Source organism: Ruegeria sp. H9 (genome assembly GCF_056532915.1).
Genome location: NZ_JBQFNX010000006.1, coordinates 76,082 through 94,347 on the forward strand (window position 1 = coordinate 76,082; position 18,266 = coordinate 94,347).

Here is an 18,266-nt window from a genome sequence, read left to right on the forward strand (position 1 = left end):
CGGTTGCCGGGCCGGCCCGATTACGTTGAGGCAGAAGGAAATACTGATGTCCAAACGCGACTATTACGAAGTGCTCGGCGTGTCCAAGGGCGCTTCTGCGGATGAGATCAAGAAAGGCTTTCGCTCGAAAGCCAAACAGCTGCATCCCGATCGCAACAAGGACAACCCCGATGCCGAAGCGCAGTTCAAAGAGGCCAACGAGGCTTACGATGTTCTGCGTGATGCTGACAAGAAAGCCGCTTATGACCGCTTTGGTCACGCTGCGTTTGAAAACGGCATGGGTGGCGGCGGCGGCCGTCCCGGTGGCGGCTTCGGTCAGGGCGATTTCTCCAGCGCGTTCTCTGACGTGTTCGACGATCTGTTCGGCGACTTCATGGGTGGCCAGCGTGGGGCAGGCGGGGGCCGTCGCGCCGCACGCGGTTCAGACCTGCGCTATAACCTGCGGGTCACGCTGGAAGAGGCTTATGCAGGCCTACAGAAAACCATAAACGTTCCTACGGCTGTGGCCTGTTCCTCTTGCGAGGGAACTGGTGCCGAAGGTGGGGTTGAACCTACTGCATGTCCGACTTGTTCCGGCATGGGCAAGGTTCGCGCGCAACAGGGTTTTTTCACGGTTGAGCGCACCTGCCCGACCTGCTCTGGTTTGGGTCAGATCATTAAGAATCCTTGTAAGTCGTGCCAAGGTGCGGGGCGCGTTGAAAAAGATCGCGCATTGTCCGTGAACATCCCTGCCGGTGTCGAGACCGGCACCCGGATTCGTCTGGCCGGTGAGGGTGAGGCCGGAATGCGTGGTGGTCCTCCGGGTGACCTCTATATTTTTGTCGAAGTTTCCGAGCACAAGCTGTTCGAACGTGACAGCGTGAACCTCTATTGCCGTGTGCCAGTCAGCATGGCCAAGGCAGCACTTGGCGGTTCGATCGAGGTGCCGACCATCGACGGTGGTCGCGGTCGTGTACAGATTCCTGCCGGCAGCCAGTCGGGTCGCCAGATGCGCCTGCGTAGCAAAGGCATGCCCGCCCTGCGTGGCGGAGGCATCGGGGATATGTTCATCGAACTTGCCGTGGAAACTCCGGTCAATCTGACCAGTCGTCAGAAAGAACTTCTGCGTGAGTTTGACGATTTGGGTGAGGATAACCATCCGGAATCTAAAAGCTTTTTCTCTTCTGTAAAGTCCTTCTGGGATGGCATGAAGGGTTAAACGGTTAAGCAGGGGGGCTCTGCCCCCCATCGCCCTTTGGGCGACCCCCCCGAGATATTTATGGCCAGATGAAGCAGGGGATCCGTGTGTTGCCGATCCGGCGGGCAGGGATAAGGCGCGTTAACTTTTCGGAAACCGATTCTGCGTCAGAGTGGTGTTATGACCCAAGACGCCTTTGCCGAAGCCCCCATGCTGTTCGATACGGATGAAGCACCGGCGCAGCCGCTGCCCGTTGGTCGGTTACCCTCCTACATCAAAGACCATCGCAAGCGGCTGCGCGAAAGGTTCATGTCTGGCGGATCAGCAGCGATGCCGGATTATGAACTGCTGGAACTTGCTCTGTTCCGATCCATCCCGCGTCAGGATGTGAAACCGCTGGCTCGGGCACTGATGGAAGAGTTTGGTGATTTCAATCGTGTGTTGACTGCACCCGAGGAACGGCTGCGTCAGATCAAAGGCGTTGGGGACACGGTGATTACCGATCTGAAAATCCTTGAGGCCTGTGCCCATCGCATGGCGCGTGCCCGGGTGATGCAACGGCATGTGATCTCGGGATGGGATGCGCTTCTGGACTATTGTCACACCACGATGGCGCACCGCGAGATCGAGCAGTTTCGTGTGTTTTATCTAGATCGCAAGAATGTGCTGATTGCGGATGAAGAGCAGGCCAAAGGCACGGTGGATCATGTGCCGGTCTATCCGCGAGAGGTTGCGAAGCGGGCGTTGGAACTCAATGCCTCGGCTCTGATCCTGGTCCACAATCATCCATCCGGTGATCCGACGCCGTCGCAGTCGGATATCGATATGACCAACCGGATTCAGGATGCGTGTTCCGCCCTTGGGCTGACTTTGCATGATCACCTGATCATCGGGAAATCGGCTGAACTGAGTTTCCGCTCGCAAGGCTATTTGTAAGGGTTATCGGATCCAAACTTCGACCCGACGATTCACCTTGCGGCCCCATTCGGTGTCGTCGCAGGCCATCGGCATGGCCTCGCCAAAGCCCTCGACACTGATTTCGATGCTGTCGGGGAGGCTGGTTTCGACCGATGCCAGCACTGCGTTTCGGACGGTTTTGGCTCGCTGCAGGGCAATACGTGAATTGGCGACCGCCGCGCCCTCGCCGTCACTAAACCCAACAAAGATCAATTGACGCGCCTCCAACGTTCCGCTTTCCAAAGCTTGCGCAAGGTTCAAGATGTTTGACCGGGACTGAGCATCGGGTCGCGAAGACCCCGGTTCGAACCGAAAGGACAAAGATAGCCGCGAAAGTGGACGGAGGGTTTCGATCATGCGCTGCAACTCTTGCAACCCGACCTCAGCTCCACCGGTGCTGATCGCATTGGCCAGCCGATCGCCTTGCAGCCCAACCTGGATTGTTTCAAGGGATTGATCGACAAATCCGGCTTGCCGGATGACCATCTGTGCGGCGCTGCTTTGGGTATAGGCCAAAAACTGTCGCGCGACTTTGGGCAATCGTCTTTGTGGCAAATAGAAAAACATGGGTGAGGTCAGCGGATAATCTTCGGTCTTGACCGATTGCCGTGTTGCCGACAGGGCATGTCCGCACCCACCGGTCAGAGGCAGGGCGCGCACAGTCCCGGCCTCGGCAAGACTGGCGACGCCGAGCGCGAACGGGTCGTTCGAGACCGTGCGCACCAGATTGCTGTTTCGATCGTGGCGCGTGATCTGAGCGGTCATATGTGCGTTGGCAGGTGCTAACAGCAAATCCTCGACCGCCTGATCCAGCCCGGAGCCGACCTTTGGCAGATGCAGAGAGATCGGCGCATCAGGCCCACCGAGATCGCCCCAATTTGCGACCTCGGCGGTGAAAACCTTCACCAGATCAGCAAGCGATATCTGGCGCACGGGATTGTCGGCCGACACGATTGGCACGATTGCATCCAGAGCCAAGACGCGCGACCGGCGGGTTTGCGTCAGATCTCCGAGCCCAGCGGCTTTGGTCAACTCCAGTTCGTCTGATCGAATTTCCCGCTGCGCCAACACGACATCTGTGGTGTTATCAACTAGATCGATAAAGCCGTCAGCCGTATCCGTTGCACGAAATATGAACCTCGCCAAAGGCGCCTGCCGATCAGGGTGATTCAGAGCGTAGATCCGCAGGTCTCCGGTGCCCTCGGGCTGTGACAGGGTTAACCCTTCCTCGATGGCAAAGCCCTGTGCAAGGGCGGGCAGCAGTGTCTCGGCGATCACTGATGAGCCAGAGAAACGAACTTCGGCCACAAAATCCGTCAGGTTGGGGCAGGCTGGGCCGTCGCAGGTGACCCCCGATCCATCGACCGTCAGCTCTCCGAATTGCGTATCGACACGGTAGAATTCACCGTCGTAACCAAGAAGGGTGCCGACCACTTCTACCTTGCCGTCATGCGAGGTCAAAGTGATGTCCTGCGCGAATACGCTTTGTGCCAAGGATAAGGCAAAAAGCGCGGCGAACGCCGCACGAAGAATGTTCATTGGAAACCGTAGATTTGCCTGCTGCTTATTTGGCAGCGATTGTCAGGTCTGAGAACAGATTATTCAACACCAGAAAATCGCCAGCTGCCTCACAACCGGGCATATCCAGCGACAGGTCGCGTGAGCGTAGCCGTTCCGCGCGCCATTCCAACGATTGCACGCTTAGGGGCTTGCCGCAATTTGCTTCGGTGACCTCAGTTTCAACCGACAGAGTGATACTTCCGGCCTCGGTTGCGGTCTCGATGGGGTATGAATAAACCTCGATATTGCGCGCGACGTCCGAACCACCCTGACCCAGATGGATCACCGAGCCCGCGCCGCCGGTCTGGGACCCGGACCACACGTGGCCTTCTTCCCCGTAACCTGCGCCGAATTCCAGCGCATGAAGCTGCAGATCGGTTTCGCCCTGCCACTGCAAGGCAACCCGGTTGAAGCTGTTGATCTCGGGCACATGCGTCGTCGCAACGGTGCCTTTCTCATCCGGCAGCGAGATCAGGAAAATAGCGTATTCCGACAGCGCCGGGATGGTCAGGTTCAAGCCGCCAAGCGCATCGGTCTCGGTGCTGAAAACCAGCCCGTTGTGATGAACCTCAATGATCTCATTGGCGTGGCAGGGGGCCTTGACCCGCAGCCGTACGTTGGCGCCGGGCACAGCCATGGCGCGCGCGCTCATATCGCAATTCGAAGGCAAACGGCTGGTTTCTTGCGCCGGGCGCGTGGATTGAGATAGATCCTTGGGACGCGCTTCTGTCGGGGAAGAAGAGGTCAGGACAACGCTTTCCAGTCCGGTCAGGTCCGAGTCCTGCTCCGAGATCGAAGCGACGCGTTCGCCGCTCGGCTCAGCATTGGGTTGCTGCGCCGATCCGCTTTGCATCAAATATCCAATGGCCAGAGCGCAGGCAACGGTTCCGCCCGTGGTCACGTAGTTCTTAATGACAAACAAGACACCCTCCCCAGTTGAAGGAGCGAGTCGCAATTTGCTTCCCAATCAAGGCCAATATGTGGCCGTGAGGCGGACTCATTGTGGTGGAAAACAGGTGACGTTAAGTCAACCTGCCGTGGCAATGTTTGAATTTTTTCCCCGAGCCACAAGGGCAAGGATCATTGCGTGACGGGTTACCCCAAGTCGAAGGATCATCCTCGACAAAACCCGGACGACTGTCACCAGACGCTTCGGCTTCGGCGATCGCCTCGGCATTCCCGGCAGCTTGATCCACAGCTTTCTGCGCCTGTGCCTGTTGCGCTGCCATCTGCGCGAGCATTTCCTTCTGTTCTTCTTCGCTCAGCGGGCGCACGCGCGACAATTGCTGAGTGACGGTTTCGCGCAAGGAATCAAGCATCCCTTCGAACAGCTGGAAGCTTTCGTTCTTGTACTCGTTCAGCGGATCGCGCTGTGCATAGCCACGGAAACCCACGACCGAGCGCAGATGTTCCAGCGTCAAAAGATGTTCGCGCCATTTGCCATCGATAGTCTGCAGCAGAACCTGCTTTTCGATGTTGCGCATGTTTTCCGGGCCAAACGCCACGGCCTTCTGCGCCATCATTTCATCGGCGGCCTTGATCAGACGTTCGCGGATTTGCTCGTCATCTACGCCTTCCTCGGCGGCCCAGTCCTGAACCGGCGCATCGATGGTCAGCTTCTCTTTGACCGCTTCGTGCAGACCTTCTGTATCCCATTGATCTGCATATGATTTTGGCGGCATGAATTCGTCGATCATATCGTCGATCACCTGCTCACGCATATCGGACACGACATCCGACAGATCATCTGCTGACATGATTTCACGCCGCTGGCTGAACACGACTTTCCGCTGATCGTTCATCACGTCGTCGAATTTCAGAACGTTTTTGCGCATGTCAAAGTTGCGACCTTCGACCTTGGATTGCGCCCGTTCCAGCGATTTGTTCACCCAGGGGTGAATGATTGCCTCGCCCTCTTTCATGCCCAGCGTGGTCAGGACCTTGTCCAGACGTTCCGAACCGAAGATGCGCATCAGGTCATCTTCCAGGCTCAGGTAGAACACGGTGCGGCCCGGGTCACCCTGGCGTCCCGAACGCCCGCGCAGCTGGTTGTCGATCCGGCGGCTTTCATGACGTTCGGACGCCATTACGTAAAGACCACCGGCCTGCAGCACCTTTTCCTTTTCTTCCGCGTGCTTGGCTTCTTCTGCCGCACGCAACTCGGCCGGGTCAGCCTCGGGGTTTTCGGCCAGCGCCTGCAGCACCTTCATCTCGACATTGCCGCCCAGCTGAATATCGGTGCCGCGGCCCGCCATGTTGGTGGCGATGGTCACCGCGCCAAGACGGCCTGCATCGGCCACTATCTGCGCTTCCTGTTCATGCTGGCGGGCGTTCAGAACGTTGTGCTCGATTCCCTCTTTGTCCAGCATCTGGCTGATCACTTCGGACTTTTCGATCGACGTGGTACCGACAAGAACCGGCTGACCTTTTTCACCGGCCTTTTTGACCTGTTCAATAATGGCACCGTACTTTTCGGCTGTCGTGCGATAGACCTGGTCGTCTTTGTCCTCACGCGCGATTGGTTTGTTGGTCGGAACCTCGACCACACCCAGACCATAGATTTCCTGAAATTCTTCCGCCTCGGTCAGCGCAGTGCCGGTCATGCCGGACAGCTTGTCATAGAGGCGGAAATAGTTCTGGAATGTCACGCTGGCCAGAGTCACATTCTCGGGCTGAATCTGTACGCCTTCCTTGGCTTCGATGGCTTGGTGCAGACCCTCCGACAAGCGGCGGCCCGGCATCATCCGACCGGTGAATTCGTCGATTAGCACCACATTGCCATCCCGAACGATATAGTCCTTGTCACGTTGGAACAGTTTATGCGCGCGCAGGCCCTGATTGACGTGATGCACTACAGTGGTGCTTTCGGGGTCGTACAGCGAATGCCCCTCGGGCAGCAGACCCGCTGAAAGCAGTTGCTGCTCCAAAAACTCGTTGCCTTCATCGGTGAACGTCACGCTGCGGCTTTTTTCATCGAGCGAGTAATGATCGTCCTGCAGCGTCGGGATCACGGTATCGATGGCAGTATAAAGGTCCGATCGGTCTTGTGCCGGCCCCGAGATGATCAGCGGCGTCCGCGCCTCATCAATCAGGATCGAGTCGACTTCGTCGACGATCGCGAAATTGTGGTGCTTCTGATAGACCTGTTCCAGATCGGCCTTCATGTTGTCGCGCAGATAGTCAAAACCCAACTCATTATTTGTGGCATAGGTGATGTCACACTTGTACGCCGCCATCTTCTCGGCATCCGGTTGGCCCGACCAGATCACACCGGTCGTCATGCCAACGGACGCAAACACCTTGCCCATCCATTCCGAGTCGCGCTTGGCCAGGTATTCGTTCACCGTGACCACATGCACGCCCTTGCCGGTCAGAGCATTCAGATAGGCGGGGAAGGTGGCGACCAGGGTTTTGCCCTCACCCGTTTTCATTTCCGAGATATTGCCCTGGTGCAGGAACAAACCACCCATCAACTGCACATCAAAGGCCCGAAGACCCAGGGCGCGCTTGGCCCCTTCGCGGACATTGGCAAATGCTTCCGGCAGCAAGTCATCCAGCTTTTCACCGTCCAGCGCTCGTTTGCGCAGCTCAGCGGTTTTCTCGATCAGGCCATCGTCGGTCAGGATCTCGAACTCCGGCTCCAGCGCATTGATCTTTTCGACCAGCGGGCGGGCCGCCTTGATCTTGCGGTCGTTCGGTGTTCCGAACACCTTTTTGGCGAGCGTTCCGAGTCCCAGCATGTTCACTCCAGCGGATCTGTTTTTTTCTTGGTTGCGACAGGCTTGCCCACCTTGCGCGCAGCCCCTAGATACGGGGGGTGAAAGGCGGCCCTGTCCAAGGCTTCAAAGCGATGTAAGGGGCAGGTTCCACAGTGTCAACGCTGCGCCCTGTCGCGGCAAAGAAATAGGATAATTCCATGCCCAAAGGCCTCACTTTTCTGCCATCGCTTGCGCTTGCTGCCGTGATGGCGTTGCCGCTGGCCGCCCAGGACGCACCGGATGCCAACACCGTGGTTGCCCGCGTGAACGGCGACGAGATCACATTGGGTCACGTCATCGCCACCGCCTCGGCGCTGCCGGCGCAGTATCAGCAGCTTGAAGATGAGGTGCTATATGATTTCATCCTCGAGCAACTGGTCCAGCAGCACCTGCTGAGCCTTGAACAGGAAGAGCTGAATACACTAAACGCCCTTCGACTGGAAAACGAAACCCGGTCCCTGCGCGCCGTACAAACCGTCGAAGCGCTGACAGCCGCCAGTGTCACTGATGAGGCCATACAGGCCGCCTATGACACGCAATTCGCCGAGTTTCAGGGCGAAGACGAGTTCAATGCCAGCCACATTCTGGTCGAATCCGAGGACGAAGCCAAAGCTGTCAAAGCCCAACTTGAAGAAGGCGCAGATTTCGCTGAGCTAGCGAAAGAAAAATCCACAGGACCCTCTGGCCCCAATGGCGGTGCGCTGGGCTGGTTCGGCAAAGGCCAGATGGTGCCCGAGTTTGAAGGTGCCGTGCTTGGCCTTGAAAAGGGTCAGGTCTCGGATCCGGTGCAAACCCAGTTTGGTTGGCACGTGGTCACGCTGAACGACAAGCGCAAGACCGAGGCCCCCGAATTGGCGGTCGTGCGCGATGAATTGGCTCAGACCATTCGGCAAGAAGCAATTCAGGCCAAGATTGACGAGTTGACGCAGCAAGCGCAGATCGAGCGTCCCGCGCTCGAGGGCGCCGGCCCCGAGGTCATGCGCCAGCTGGAGCTGCTGCAGGAGTAACCCCGTGGCCACGATAACCAAGGTTTCACCGCTGGCCCCGGCGGCCTTCCCCGAATTGCCCGCGATCGACGGTGTGCGCTTCGCCACTGTCGAGGCTGGTGTCCGATATCAAGGCCGCACCGATGTGATGCTGGCCGTTCTTGATCCGGGCACCTCGGTGGCCGGAGTGTTCACCCGCTCGGCCACCCGTGCGGCCCCCGTTCTGGATTGTCAGGACAAGATCGGCGGGCCCGGCGACGGGCCTGCAGCGATCCTTGTGAATTCGGGCAACGCCAATGCGTTTACCGGCCATTACGGGCAGACCTCAGTGGCCGAGGTGACGCAAGCCGTCTCCAAAGCTACCGGTGTTGAGGTAGATCGGGTTTTTACCTCGTCGACCGGTGTCATCGGCGAGCCGCTGCCCCATGACCGCATCGTTGCACAGCTTGAGGCGTTGAAGGCGGGCCTCAGCCGTCACGCGATCGAGGACGCGGCGCGCGCGATCATGACCACCGACACCTTCCCGAAGGGGTCGTCGGCGCAGGTCGATATTGGCGGCCAAACAGTCTCTATTGCGGGGATAGCGAAGGGTTCCGGCATGATCGCGCCCGATATGGCGACGATGCTGGTTTATATCTTCACCGACGCTCAGATCGAGCAGACAGCGCTGCAGGCGATGCTGGGCGCGCAGACCGACCGGACCTTCAACTGCATCACTGTGGATAGCGATACCTCGACATCCGACAGCCTCTTGCTTTGCGCCACCGGGGCATCGGGCGTCGATGCCACCGGCAATGCCGCTTTCGCGCAAGCGCTGGAAACAGTGATGTTGGACCTTGCGCAGCAAGTGGTCCGCGACGGCGAAGGGGCCACGAAATTCGTCGAAATTCGTGTGACCGGCGCCGCCACGGATGCTGATGCCAAAACCCACGGGCTGGCTATCGCCAACTCCCCGCTGGTCAAAACCGCCATCGCGGGCGAGGACCCGAATTGGGGCCGCATCGTCATGGCCATCGGCAAATCCGGTGCTGCTGCAGACCGCGACCTTTTGAGCATATCGTTCGGAGACATCCTTGTGGCTGAAAAAGGCTGGGTCAGCCCCGACTACCGCGAGGAAGACGCTGCGGCCTATATGAAAGGTCAGGATTTGGTGATCGCAGTCGATCTGGGACTGGGTCAGGGCGCTTCCACCGTCTGGACCTGCGATCTGACCCACGGATATATCGAGATCAACGCGGATTATCGCTCGTGAAGACAGTATTGGTGTCTGCTGTCGCTCTGATCGACATCGAGGGCCGCGTCCTACTGGCCCAACGCCCCGAAGGCAAATCCATGGCCGGTCTCTGGGAATTCCCCGGCGGCAAGATCGAACCCGGAGAAACCCCCGAGGCCGCCCTGATCCGCGAGTTGCACGAGGAACTGGGCATCGACACCTGGGCCTCGTGCCTCGCCCCGCTGACCTTTGCCAGCCACAGCTATGACGATTTCCATCTGCTTATGCCGCTATTTGCCTGCCGCAAATGGGAGGGGATTCCGCAGTCGAAAGAAGGTCAGGCGCTGAAATGGGTGCGTGCGAATGATCTGAGGAACTACCCGATGCCTGCGGCAGATGTGCCGTTGATCCCGGTTCTGAGGGATTGGCTATAAGCCCTTAAAAAGACTCTAATCTGACTCAACTGGCAAAACGACAAAGCTTGGCAAATCACTGTGGTGCATGTCATTGCTGAACATATCGTTACGAAGGCAACCGACGTATTCTGCTTGAGGTTCCCTTTGTTCGATCCGGACTGGCCCGCCCTCACGCGTAGCAATTCCCGCATGCACCGCGGCCATACAAATGTTGCTCCACCAAGCGTACACTTCGCATCCCTGTACATTGAACGGCCGTATCCGTTGCGCCTCTTTTGTGCACATGCACTCAATGGGTAAGTCAAGTTCACCAATATGGCCGGGGCAATCCTTTAGCTCATCGGCTGAAATCGGTCCACTCCCGCTACCAGCGATCACAAAAACCGCGATGGCCACAAATATGATCTGCTGAGCTCTATGCATTATCAATTCTATCACGAACTCACGCGTTGCCCAAAAAAATGCGGCGGTTGTATTCGCTTTTGGCAGCGCTGGTTTATCCAGTTCAACGATTTTTACATCTTGTACAACTCGGAACTTCATTCCTCAGCCCCTGTTACAATTCGTAAGAATTGAGAAAACATCAGGCAAAACTTGACGCTGATCGTTACGACGTCCCTTATCGGGGCATTGGCGTTCGGGCACCATCCCGAACCCGCCATTTTCGGCCCGGGGAGGGGTCGGATGGGGAGGAGAGAAAGATTGGCTCAGACGCAGTCGGGCGCTGAAGGGATGGACTCTCTTCCGGCGCTATTACACCGCAATGTGACCCAGTTCGGGGATGCCCCGGCCTATCGGGAAAAGGAATTCGGGATCTGGCAATGCTGGACCTGGGCGGAAGCCGCCAAAGAAATCCGTGCCATCGCGCTTGGGTTTCTAGAACTTGGCGTTGAAAAGGGTGACCATATTGCTGTGATTGGTCGGAACCGTCCCGCCCATTACTGGTCGATGGTTGCCGCTCAGATGGTAGGCGCGGTGCCGGTGCCTCTGTATCAGGATTCGGTCGCCGAAGAGATGGCCTATGTGCTGGAGCATTGCGGCGCGAAATATGTCGTCTGCGGTGATCAGGAGCAGGTCGACAAAGTCATCGAGATTCAGGAAAACCTGCATCAAGTCAAACACATACTCTATACCGACAAGCGCGGGATGCGGAAGTATGACCACTCGCAGATGAACGCGCTTGAGGACATCATGGCCGAGGGCAGCGCGGGTCACGCGCGGTTTGATGCGGAACTGGATAAGCGCATTGCGGCAATCACCTATGACGATACCTGCGTGATGCTCTATACCTCAGGCACCACGGGCAAGCCCAAAGGCGTGGTGCTGTCGAACCGGAATGTTATCGAAAGCGCTAAGAACTCGGCGGAATTCGATCATCTTACCCGGAACGAAGACATCCTGTCTTACCTGCCGATGGCTTGGGTTGGCGATTTCATATTCTCCATCGGTCAGGCCTACTGGTGCGGGTTCTGTGTGAACTGCCCCGAAAGCGCCGATACGATGATGACCGACCTGCGCGAGATCGGGCCGACCTATTTCTTTGCTCCACCGCGCGTGTTCGAGACCCAGCTGACCAATGTGATGATCCGGATGGAGGATGCGGGCAAGCTGAAGCAGCGCATGTTCCATTATTTCATGGCCCATGCCAAGAGGGTTGGTGGATTGCTGCTGGACGGCAAGCCGGTGGGCTTTGGCGACAAGTTGAAATATGCGTTGGGCAATCTGCTGGTCTATGGGCCACTCAAGGATACGCTTGGCTATGGCCGGTTCCGTGTGGGCTATACGGCGGGTGAAGCGATTGGGCCGGAAATCTTTGATTTCTACCGCTCTTTGGGCATCAACCTGAAGCAGCTTTACGGTCAGACCGAAGCGACCGTGTTCATCACCGTGCAGCCGGATGGCGAGGTTCGGGCGGATACGGTTGGTGTTCCGGCGCCGGATGTCGAGCTGAAGATCGATGATAAGGGCGAGATTCATTACCGCTCACCCGGCGTGTTCGTCGAGTATTACAACAACCCGGATTCGACGGCTTCGACCAAGGATGCCGAAGGTTGGGTGGCGACGGGGGATGCCGGGTTCATCGAGGAGAATTCAGGCCATCTGCGGATCATTGATCGTGCCAAAGACGTGGGCAAGATGGCTGATGGTTCGATGTTTGCGCCGAAATATGTCGAGAACAAGCTGAAATTCTATCCCGATATTCTTGAAGTCGTGCTGTTCGGGAATGGCAAGGATCGATGCGTCGCTTTCATCAATATCGACCTGACGGCGGTCGGAAACTGGGCGGAACGCAACAACGTGGCCTACGCGTCCTATCAGGAACTTGCGGGACATCCTCGTGTGTTAGAGACGATTCGGAGCCACGTTGAAGAGGTAAACAAGTCGGTCGCGGCGGATGAAATGCTATCGGGCTGTCAGGTGCATCGCTTTGTGGTTCTGCACAAGGAACTGGATGCCGATGATGGCGAGATGACTCGGACCCGCAAGGTGCGGCGTGGGTTTGTCGAGGACAAATTCAGCGACATTATTGCGGCGTTGTATGACGGGTCGTCGAGCGTTTCGACCACGACTGAAGTGACCTATGAAGATGGTCGTAAGGGATCGATTTCTGCGACGTTGGAAATTGTCGATGCGCCAGTGGTTCCGGTCGCGCAGCACAAGGTGGCGGCGGAATGAGTGGGCTGAAGCGCGCCGCTCGACCTGCGGTCATCGCCCCGCCCGCCGTCCCGTTTTTGTGTCAGGGAGGTTCTGATGCTGGATAACTCCGAAGGATATGTCACCGAAGACGGCCGCAAGATCGGCGGTGTGGTGATGGAGATGAAGAACATCACCCTGCGCTTTGGCGGCGTGGTGGCGATCAAGGATATCTCGTTCGACATCCGTGAGGGTGAGATCCGTGCGATCATCGGGCCAAACGGCGCGGGCAAATCCTCGATGTTGAATGTGATCTCGGGGTTCTATGTCCCGCAAGAAGGTGAGGTCTGGTTTCACGGCTCCAAGCGCCCTCCGATGCGGCCGTTTGAGGTGGCGCAGCAGGGGATCGCGCGGACGTTTCAAAACATCGCTCTGTTCGAAGGCATGAGCGTGTTGGATAACGTGATGACCGGGCGTTTGGGTTTTATGAAGACCAATATTCTTCAGCAAGCGCTGTGGAAGGGCAAGGCCGAGGCAGAAGAGACCGAGAACCGCGAGGCGGTCGAGAAGATCATTGATTTCCTTGAGATTCAGCACATCCGCAAAACGCCGGTGTCCCGCCTGCCTTACGGGTTGAAGAAACGCGTCGAACTGGCGCGCGCGCTGGCGGCGGAACCGAAACTGCTGCTGCTGGATGAGCCGATGGCCGGGATGAACGTCGAAGAGAAAGAGGACATGAGCCGCTTTATCCTCGACGTGAATGACGAGTTTGGCACCACGATTGCGCTGATCGAGCACGATATGGGCGTGGTAATGGATCTGAGCGACCGTGTGGTTGTGATGGATTACGGCAAAAAGATTGGTGACGGCACCCCGGATGAGGTGCGCAACAACCAAGAAGTCATTGATGCCTATTTGGGGGTCAGCCATGACTGAGGTCCGGGCAGAATTGGGGAGGGGCTGGCATGCCTGAACAATTAATCTTCGCGATGGAGGTCATCCTCAACGGTCTGATGGCTGGGGTGCTGTATGCGCTGGTCGCACTGGGCTTTGTTTTGATCTACAAGGCGTCGGGGATTTTCAATTATGCCCAGGGGGTTATGGCCCTGTTTGCGGCGATGACGCTGGTCGGAATCATGAATGGGCAGGTACCTTTTGCGCATCTGATCAACGCGACTTTCGGCACGCATGTCTATAATTTTGGTTGGAATGTGCCCGCTTTGCTGGCGATTATCCTGACCATGGCCGTGATGGTGTTGCTGGCCTGGTGTGTGCAACGGTTTGTCATGCGCCATCTGGTCGGGCAAGAGCCGATCATCCTGTTCATGGCGACCATCGGTCTGGCCTATTTCCTTGAGGGCGTCGCCGACCTGATGTGGGGGTCCGAGATCAAGACGCTGGATGTGGGTCTGCCGCAGGGTATCAACCTGTGGATTGACGAGACGACTTTTAACATCTTCGACTACGGTTTCTTCATCGACAATCTGGACATCGTGGCCACGATCATCGCAGCGCTTCTGGTGGTGGCTCTGGTCGCGTTCAGCCAGTACACCAAGCAGGGCCGCGCGATGCGTGCGGTGGCGGATGACCATCAGGCGGCGCTATCGGTCGGGATTTCGCTGAACTTCATCTGGATCATGGTCTGGTCGGTCGCCGGGTTTGTGGCGCTGGTCGCGGGCATCATGTGGGGCACCAAATCGGGCGTTCAGTTCTCGCTGTCGCTGATCGCGCTGAAGGCGCTGCCGGTGCTGATGCTAGGCGGGTTCACCTCAATCCCCGGAGCCATCGTCGGTGGCCTGATCATCGGTGTGGGCGAGAAGCTGTTCGAGTTCGCCATCGGCCCAATGGTTGGCGGTGCGACTGAGAACTGGTTTGCCTATGTATTGGCGCTGATATTCCTCGTGTTCCGACCTCAGGGCCTGTTCGGCGAGAAGATCATCGAGAGGGTGTAGGGCGTGACCAAGCTGATTGCCATCATCAACGTGATCGCATGGGCGGGGTTTTGGGCTTTCGGCTACATCGCCCTGACATCGAGCGATCTGACCGAGGGCCAGCTTGTGATCGCTGTAATTCTGGCCTTTGCCGGGCTGGTCATGGGCATCCTGGCTTACATGAAACTGGTGCGCGCTTCCGAGGCCACCGGATATGCCAAAGGGTCCAATCAACTGGACGCCGCTGCCCGCAATCGGGCACAGGAAGAATGGGGTAAGTAAGATATGTTCTATCGTGAGGCCGGGGATTTCAAAACCTCATATATCGCCGACAGCCAGACTTTCCCGATCAAGTTTGACCGGTATCGGTACTATGTCGTTCTGGCGGTGGCGTTCGGAATAATTCCGTTCATCATCAACGATTATTGGGCCAACGCGCTGCTGCTGCCATTCCTGATCTATGCGATTGCGGCGATCGGGCTGAACATTCTGGTGGGCTATTGCGGACAGGTTTCGCTGGGCACCGGCGGGTTCATGGCGGTGGGGGCTTATGCCTGCTACAAACTGATGACAGCGTTTCCGGATGTCAGCATGTTCATTCATGTGCTGCTGGCAGGCGGGATCACGGCCATCGTGGGCGTGTTGTTCGGCTTGCCCTCCTTGCGGATCAAGGGGTTCTATCTGGCGGTGGCGACGCTGGCGGCGCAGTTCTTTCTGGTGTGGCTGTTCAACCGGGTGCCGTGGTTCTACAACTATTCGGCTTCGGGTCAGATCAATGCACCGGAACGCGACGTATTTGGGATCATCATCACCGGCCCGAATGCTCCGGCATGGGCGACTTATCTGTTCTGCCTGATCTTCCTGACCGTCTGCGCGATCATCGCGCGTAACTTGACCCGCGGCACCACTGGTCGTACCTGGATGGCAATCCGCGACATGGACATCGCTGCCGAGATCATCGGGGTGAACCCGCTCAAGGCCAAGCTGACAGCTTTTGCCGTCAGTTCGTTCTTTGTGGGCATCGCCGGGGCGCTGTTCTTTGCGGTCTATCTGGGCGCGGTCGAGGTTGGAGAAGTGTTCGGCATTCAAAAATCGTTCCTGGTGCTGTTCATGGTGATTATCGGCGGATTAGGGTCTATTTTTGGATCCTTTGCCGGTGCCGCCTTCCTCGTGCTGCTGCCAGTCGTTTTGAAACTGCTTGGCGTCGATCTGCTGGGCTGGCCCACAGATATCGTGGCGCACCTGAACCTCGTCATCGTCGGTGCTCTGATCATCATGTTCCTGATCCTCGAACCGCACGGTCTGGCGCAGCTTTGGCGTGTGGCGAAAGAGAAACTCAGACTCTGGCCGTTCCCGCACTAAGGACCGGCCCAACGAAAAGACGGGTGTGAAACCCGAAACCCAACATCGGATCAATCAAGGGAGGAGACACCCGATGAAAAAGAAACTGGCAACCCTGGCGCTGGGCGCCGTGATGGCCGCAGGTCCGGTCATGGCCGACCTCGTATTCCCGTCGCTCAGTTACCGGACCGGGCCTTATGCGGCCGGCGGTATCCCATTTGCGGACGGATATGCCGACTACTTCACACTTCTGAACGAACGCGATGGCGGTATCGGCGGTGTTGCGGCCAACGTGATCGAATGCGAGACCGGATATAACACGGAAAAAGGCGTGGAATGTTATGAATCGACCAAGGGCGAAGGTGCTTTGGTCTATCAGCCCCTGTCCACCGGCATCACCTATCAGTTGATCCCTAAAGTGACCGCAGACGGCATTCCGCTGCACACAATGGGTTATGGCCGCACCTCGGCGGCGAACGGTAAGGTGTTCAGCAACGTGTTCAACTATCCTGCCAACTACTGGAACGGGGCGTCGGGCGCGATCAACTATCTGCTGGACGAAAACGGTGGCGACTTGAGCGGCAAGAAGGTCGCGCTGGTCTATCACAACTCGGCCTATGGCAAGGAACCGATCCGTACGCTGGAAACACTGGCTGAAAAACATGGCTATGACCTGACCCTGCTGCCCGTCGACCACCCCGGTCAGGAGCAGAAGTCGCAGTGGCTGCAAATCCGCCGGGAAAAGCCCGACTATGTGATCATGTGGGGCTGGGGCGTGATGAACCAGGTCGCCGTGCAAGAAGCTGCCAATATCCGCTTCCCAATGGAGAACTTCATCGGTGTCTGGTGGTCCGGGGCCGAGTTTGATGTTGAGCCTGCGGGTGATAAGGCCACCGGCTACAAAGCGCTGACCTTCACCGGTCTGGGCGACGACTATCCTGTCTATGACGACCTGAAGAAATATGTCGTCGACGCGGGCAAAGCTGCAGGCGCCGGTGATCAACTGGGTACAGTGCAGTACAACCGCGGCCTCTATGCTGCGATGCTGGCCGCAGAAGCAGTGAAAACCGCGCAAGAGATGCACGGCACTGCCGAAATCGACGCATCGATGATGCGCGATGGCATGGAGGCGCTGGAGATCACCAACGCCAAGATGGAAGCGCTGGGTATGGCCGGTTTCGGACCTGAATTCGCGGTCTCATGCGAAAACCACGGCGGCCCCGGCCTTGTCGGCGTTGTTCAGTGGGATGCAGCGGCGGGTACCTGGAACTCGATTCAGGGCTTCGAACCGACTGACGCTGAGGTCATCAACGCACTGATCGACGAAGACTCGGGCGCATATGCTGCTGAGAACAATATTTCTCAGCGCTGCGAATAAGGTGCTCTGAACCAAACGGGGCGGCGGATCGCTGCCGCCCCGAACCCCACACTCGCACAAGGACACGCGCTGATGTTGGATGCGGCACAAACCACTGACGTGCAGGCGGAAACCCTGCTTGAGGTCAACAATATCGAGGTGATCTACAACCATGTGATCCTTGTTCTGAAAGGCGTCAGCCTGACTGTGCCCAAGGGCGGCATCACAGCCCTACTGGGTGGCAATGGTGCGGGCAAGACAACCACATTGAAGGCCGTGTCGAACTTGCTGCATTCGGAACGGGGCGAGGTCACCAAAGGCTCGATTAAATATCGCGGCGAGGGCGTGCATGAAAGCGACCCGGCTGCCTTGGTGGAGAAGGGCGTCATTCAAGTCATGGAAGGCCGCCACTGTTTCGAACACCTCACAGTCGAGGAAAATCTGCTGACCGGTGCCTATACCCGGAAGGACGGGTCTGCCGCGATCCAGCAGGACCTTGAATTGGTTTACAATTACTTCCCACGCTTGAAGGAACGCCGTCGTAGTCAGGCCGGTTATACTTCGGGAGGTGAGCAGCAGATGGTTGCGATGGGCAGGGCTCTGATGTCGCGCCCCGAGACCATCCTTCTTGATGAACCCTCAATGGGTCTGGCTCCGCAACTTGTCGAAGAGATTTTTGGCATCGTAAGGGACCTGAACGAGAAGGAAGGCGTGTCCTTCCTGCTGGCCGAGCAGAACACAAATGTGGCTCTAAGGTTTGCTCATTACGGTTATATTCTGGAATCTGGCCGCGTGGTGATGGACGGCCCCGCCGCTGAATTGCGCGAAAACCCGGACGTAAAGGAATTTTATCTCGGCATGTCTGACGAAGGCCGCAAGAGCTTTCGAGACGTGCGCTCATACCGCCGCCGCAAGAGATGGCTGTAAGCGGGTGGA

Annotated in this window: 16 protein-coding genes; 12 read left to right on the forward strand and 4 right to left on the reverse strand. The window is 57.6% G+C overall.

Annotation, left to right across the window (positions count from 1 at the left end):
* Nucleotides 1-46: 46 nt before the first annotated feature.
* The gene (gene dnaJ, locus ACR0CZ_RS19175; RefSeq protein WP_170399308.1) at nucleotides 47-1,198 is read left to right on the forward strand and encodes a molecular chaperone DnaJ; all 1,152 of its coding nucleotides are present in this window, start codon (nucleotides 47-49) and stop codon (nucleotides 1,196-1,198) included.
* Between the two features lie 159 nt (nucleotides 1,199-1,357).
* Nucleotides 1,358-2,113, forward strand: a complete 756-nt coding sequence (gene radC / locus ACR0CZ_RS19180; RefSeq protein WP_170399305.1) for a RadC family protein — start codon at nucleotides 1,358-1,360, stop codon at nucleotides 2,111-2,113.
* 3 nt (nucleotides 2,114-2,116) lie between these two features.
* Here the strand turns inward: radC and ACR0CZ_RS19185 are convergent, their stop codons facing one another.
* The 3 genes from ACR0CZ_RS19185 to secA form a co-directional block, all read right to left on the reverse strand.
* On the reverse strand, nucleotides 2,117-3,673 hold the full coding sequence (locus ACR0CZ_RS19185) for a phosphate ABC transporter substrate-binding/OmpA family protein (protein ID WP_170399302.1): 1,557 nt from the start codon (nucleotides 3,671-3,673) through the stop codon (nucleotides 2,117-2,119).
* Nucleotides 3,674-3,698: 25 nt separating this feature from the next.
* On the reverse strand, nucleotides 3,699-4,616 hold the full coding sequence (locus ACR0CZ_RS19190) for a hypothetical protein (protein WP_480503936.1): 918 nt from the start codon (nucleotides 4,614-4,616) through the stop codon (nucleotides 3,699-3,701).
* A 100-nt stretch (nucleotides 4,617-4,716) separates the two neighbouring features.
* Nucleotides 4,717-7,434, reverse strand: coding sequence for a preprotein translocase subunit SecA (secA, locus tag ACR0CZ_RS19195; protein WP_170399300.1), 2,718 nt, complete (start codon nucleotides 7,432-7,434; stop codon nucleotides 4,717-4,719).
* A 176-nt stretch (nucleotides 7,435-7,610) separates the two neighbouring features.
* Here secA and ACR0CZ_RS19200 point away from each other — a divergent pair, with 176 nt between their 5' ends.
* Genes ACR0CZ_RS19200 through mutT form a run of 3 tightly spaced genes read left to right on the forward strand, consistent with a single transcriptional unit; the run spans nucleotide 7,611 to nucleotide 10,085 of the window.
* Nucleotides 7,611-8,459, forward strand: coding sequence for a peptidylprolyl isomerase (locus tag ACR0CZ_RS19200; protein WP_170399297.1), 849 nt, complete (start codon nucleotides 7,611-7,613; stop codon nucleotides 8,457-8,459).
* Nucleotides 8,460-8,463: 4 nt separating this feature from the next.
* Nucleotides 8,464-9,690 (forward strand): bifunctional glutamate N-acetyltransferase/amino-acid acetyltransferase ArgJ, encoded by a 1,227-nt coding sequence (gene argJ / locus ACR0CZ_RS19205; RefSeq protein WP_170399294.1) that lies wholly within the window; start codon nucleotides 8,464-8,466, stop codon nucleotides 9,688-9,690.
* Nucleotides 9,687-10,085: an 8-oxo-dGTP diphosphatase MutT gene (gene mutT / locus ACR0CZ_RS19210; RefSeq protein WP_170399291.1), complete on the forward strand. Its 399-nt coding sequence runs from the start codon at nucleotides 9,687-9,689 to the stop codon at nucleotides 10,083-10,085. The genes argJ and mutT overlap by 4 nt, the downstream gene beginning before the upstream one ends.
* Before the next feature lie 15 nt (nucleotides 10,086-10,100).
* On the opposite strand, the gene ACR0CZ_RS19215 is transcribed toward mutT, so the two are convergent.
* Nucleotides 10,101-10,610: an LCCL domain-containing protein gene (locus ACR0CZ_RS19215; RefSeq protein ID WP_170399288.1), complete on the reverse strand. Its 510-nt coding sequence runs from the start codon at nucleotides 10,608-10,610 to the stop codon at nucleotides 10,101-10,103.
* Nucleotides 10,611-10,799: 189 nt separating this feature from the next.
* On the opposite strand from ACR0CZ_RS19215, the gene ACR0CZ_RS19220 reads away from it, so the two are divergent.
* The 7 genes from ACR0CZ_RS19220 (at nucleotide 10,800) to ACR0CZ_RS19250 (ending at nucleotide 18,257) form a co-directional block, all read left to right on the forward strand.
* Complete coding sequence (locus ACR0CZ_RS19220; protein ID WP_170399498.1) at nucleotides 10,800-12,743, forward strand: AMP-binding protein; 1,944 nt, start codon at nucleotides 10,800-10,802, stop codon at nucleotides 12,741-12,743.
* 75 nt (nucleotides 12,744-12,818) lie between these two features.
* A complete protein-coding gene (locus ACR0CZ_RS19225) occupies nucleotides 12,819-13,637 on the forward strand; it encodes an ABC transporter ATP-binding protein (RefSeq protein ID WP_170399285.1) in 819 nt (272 codons plus the stop codon).
* 29 nt (nucleotides 13,638-13,666) lie between these two features.
* A complete protein-coding gene (locus ACR0CZ_RS19230; RefSeq protein ID WP_170399282.1) occupies nucleotides 13,667-14,653 on the forward strand; it encodes a branched-chain amino acid ABC transporter permease in 987 nt (328 codons plus the stop codon).
* Between the two features lie 3 nt (nucleotides 14,654-14,656).
* Complete coding sequence (locus ACR0CZ_RS19235) at nucleotides 14,657-14,914, forward strand: hypothetical protein (RefSeq protein WP_170408766.1); 258 nt, start codon at nucleotides 14,657-14,659, stop codon at nucleotides 14,912-14,914.
* A gap of 3 nt (nucleotides 14,915-14,917) precedes the next feature.
* A complete protein-coding gene (locus ACR0CZ_RS19240) occupies nucleotides 14,918-15,994 on the forward strand; it encodes a branched-chain amino acid ABC transporter permease (protein WP_170399276.1) in 1,077 nt (358 codons plus the stop codon).
* A 73-nt stretch (nucleotides 15,995-16,067) separates the two neighbouring features.
* The gene (locus ACR0CZ_RS19245) at nucleotides 16,068-17,351 is read left to right on the forward strand and encodes an ABC transporter substrate-binding protein (RefSeq protein WP_170399273.1); all 1,284 of its coding nucleotides are present in this window, start codon (nucleotides 16,068-16,070) and stop codon (nucleotides 17,349-17,351) included.
* A gap of 72 nt (nucleotides 17,352-17,423) precedes the next feature.
* Complete coding sequence (locus ACR0CZ_RS19250; RefSeq protein WP_170399269.1) at nucleotides 17,424-18,257, forward strand: ABC transporter ATP-binding protein; 834 nt, start codon at nucleotides 17,424-17,426, stop codon at nucleotides 18,255-18,257.
* Nucleotides 18,258-18,266: the final 9 nt, after the last annotated feature.

Coding starts and splice junctions, on each gene's coding strand:
- ACR0CZ_RS19230 (WP_170399282.1), top strand. CDS start 13,667: ATGCCTGAACAATTAATCTTCGCGATGGAGGTCATCCTCAACGGTCTG.
- radC (WP_170399305.1), top strand. CDS start 1,358: ATGACCCAAGACGCCTTTGCCGAAGCCCCCATGCTGTTCGATACGGAT.
- ACR0CZ_RS19225 (WP_170399285.1), top strand. CDS start 12,819: ATGCTGGATAACTCCGAAGGATATGTCACCGAAGACGGCCGCAAGATC.
- secA (WP_170399300.1), bottom strand. CDS start 7,434: ATGCTGGGACTCGGAACGCTCGCCAAAAAGGTGTTCGGAACACCGAAC.
- ACR0CZ_RS19215 (WP_170399288.1), bottom strand. CDS start 10,610: ATGAAGTTCCGAGTTGTACAAGATGTAAAAATCGTTGAACTGGATAAA.
- ACR0CZ_RS19250 (WP_170399269.1), top strand. CDS start 17,424: ATGTTGGATGCGGCACAAACCACTGACGTGCAGGCGGAAACCCTGCTT.
- ACR0CZ_RS19185 (WP_170399302.1), bottom strand. CDS start 3,673: ATGAACATTCTTCGTGCGGCGTTCGCCGCGCTTTTTGCCTTATCCTTG.
- dnaJ (WP_170399308.1), top strand. CDS start 47: ATGTCCAAACGCGACTATTACGAAGTGCTCGGCGTGTCCAAGGGCGCT.
- ACR0CZ_RS19245 (WP_170399273.1), top strand. CDS start 16,068: ATGAAAAAGAAACTGGCAACCCTGGCGCTGGGCGCCGTGATGGCCGCA.
- ACR0CZ_RS19200 (WP_170399297.1), top strand. CDS start 7,611: ATGCCCAAAGGCCTCACTTTTCTGCCATCGCTTGCGCTTGCTGCCGTG.
- ACR0CZ_RS19220 (WP_170399498.1), top strand. CDS start 10,800: ATGGACTCTCTTCCGGCGCTATTACACCGCAATGTGACCCAGTTCGGG.
- ACR0CZ_RS19240 (WP_170399276.1), top strand. CDS start 14,918: ATGTTCTATCGTGAGGCCGGGGATTTCAAAACCTCATATATCGCCGAC.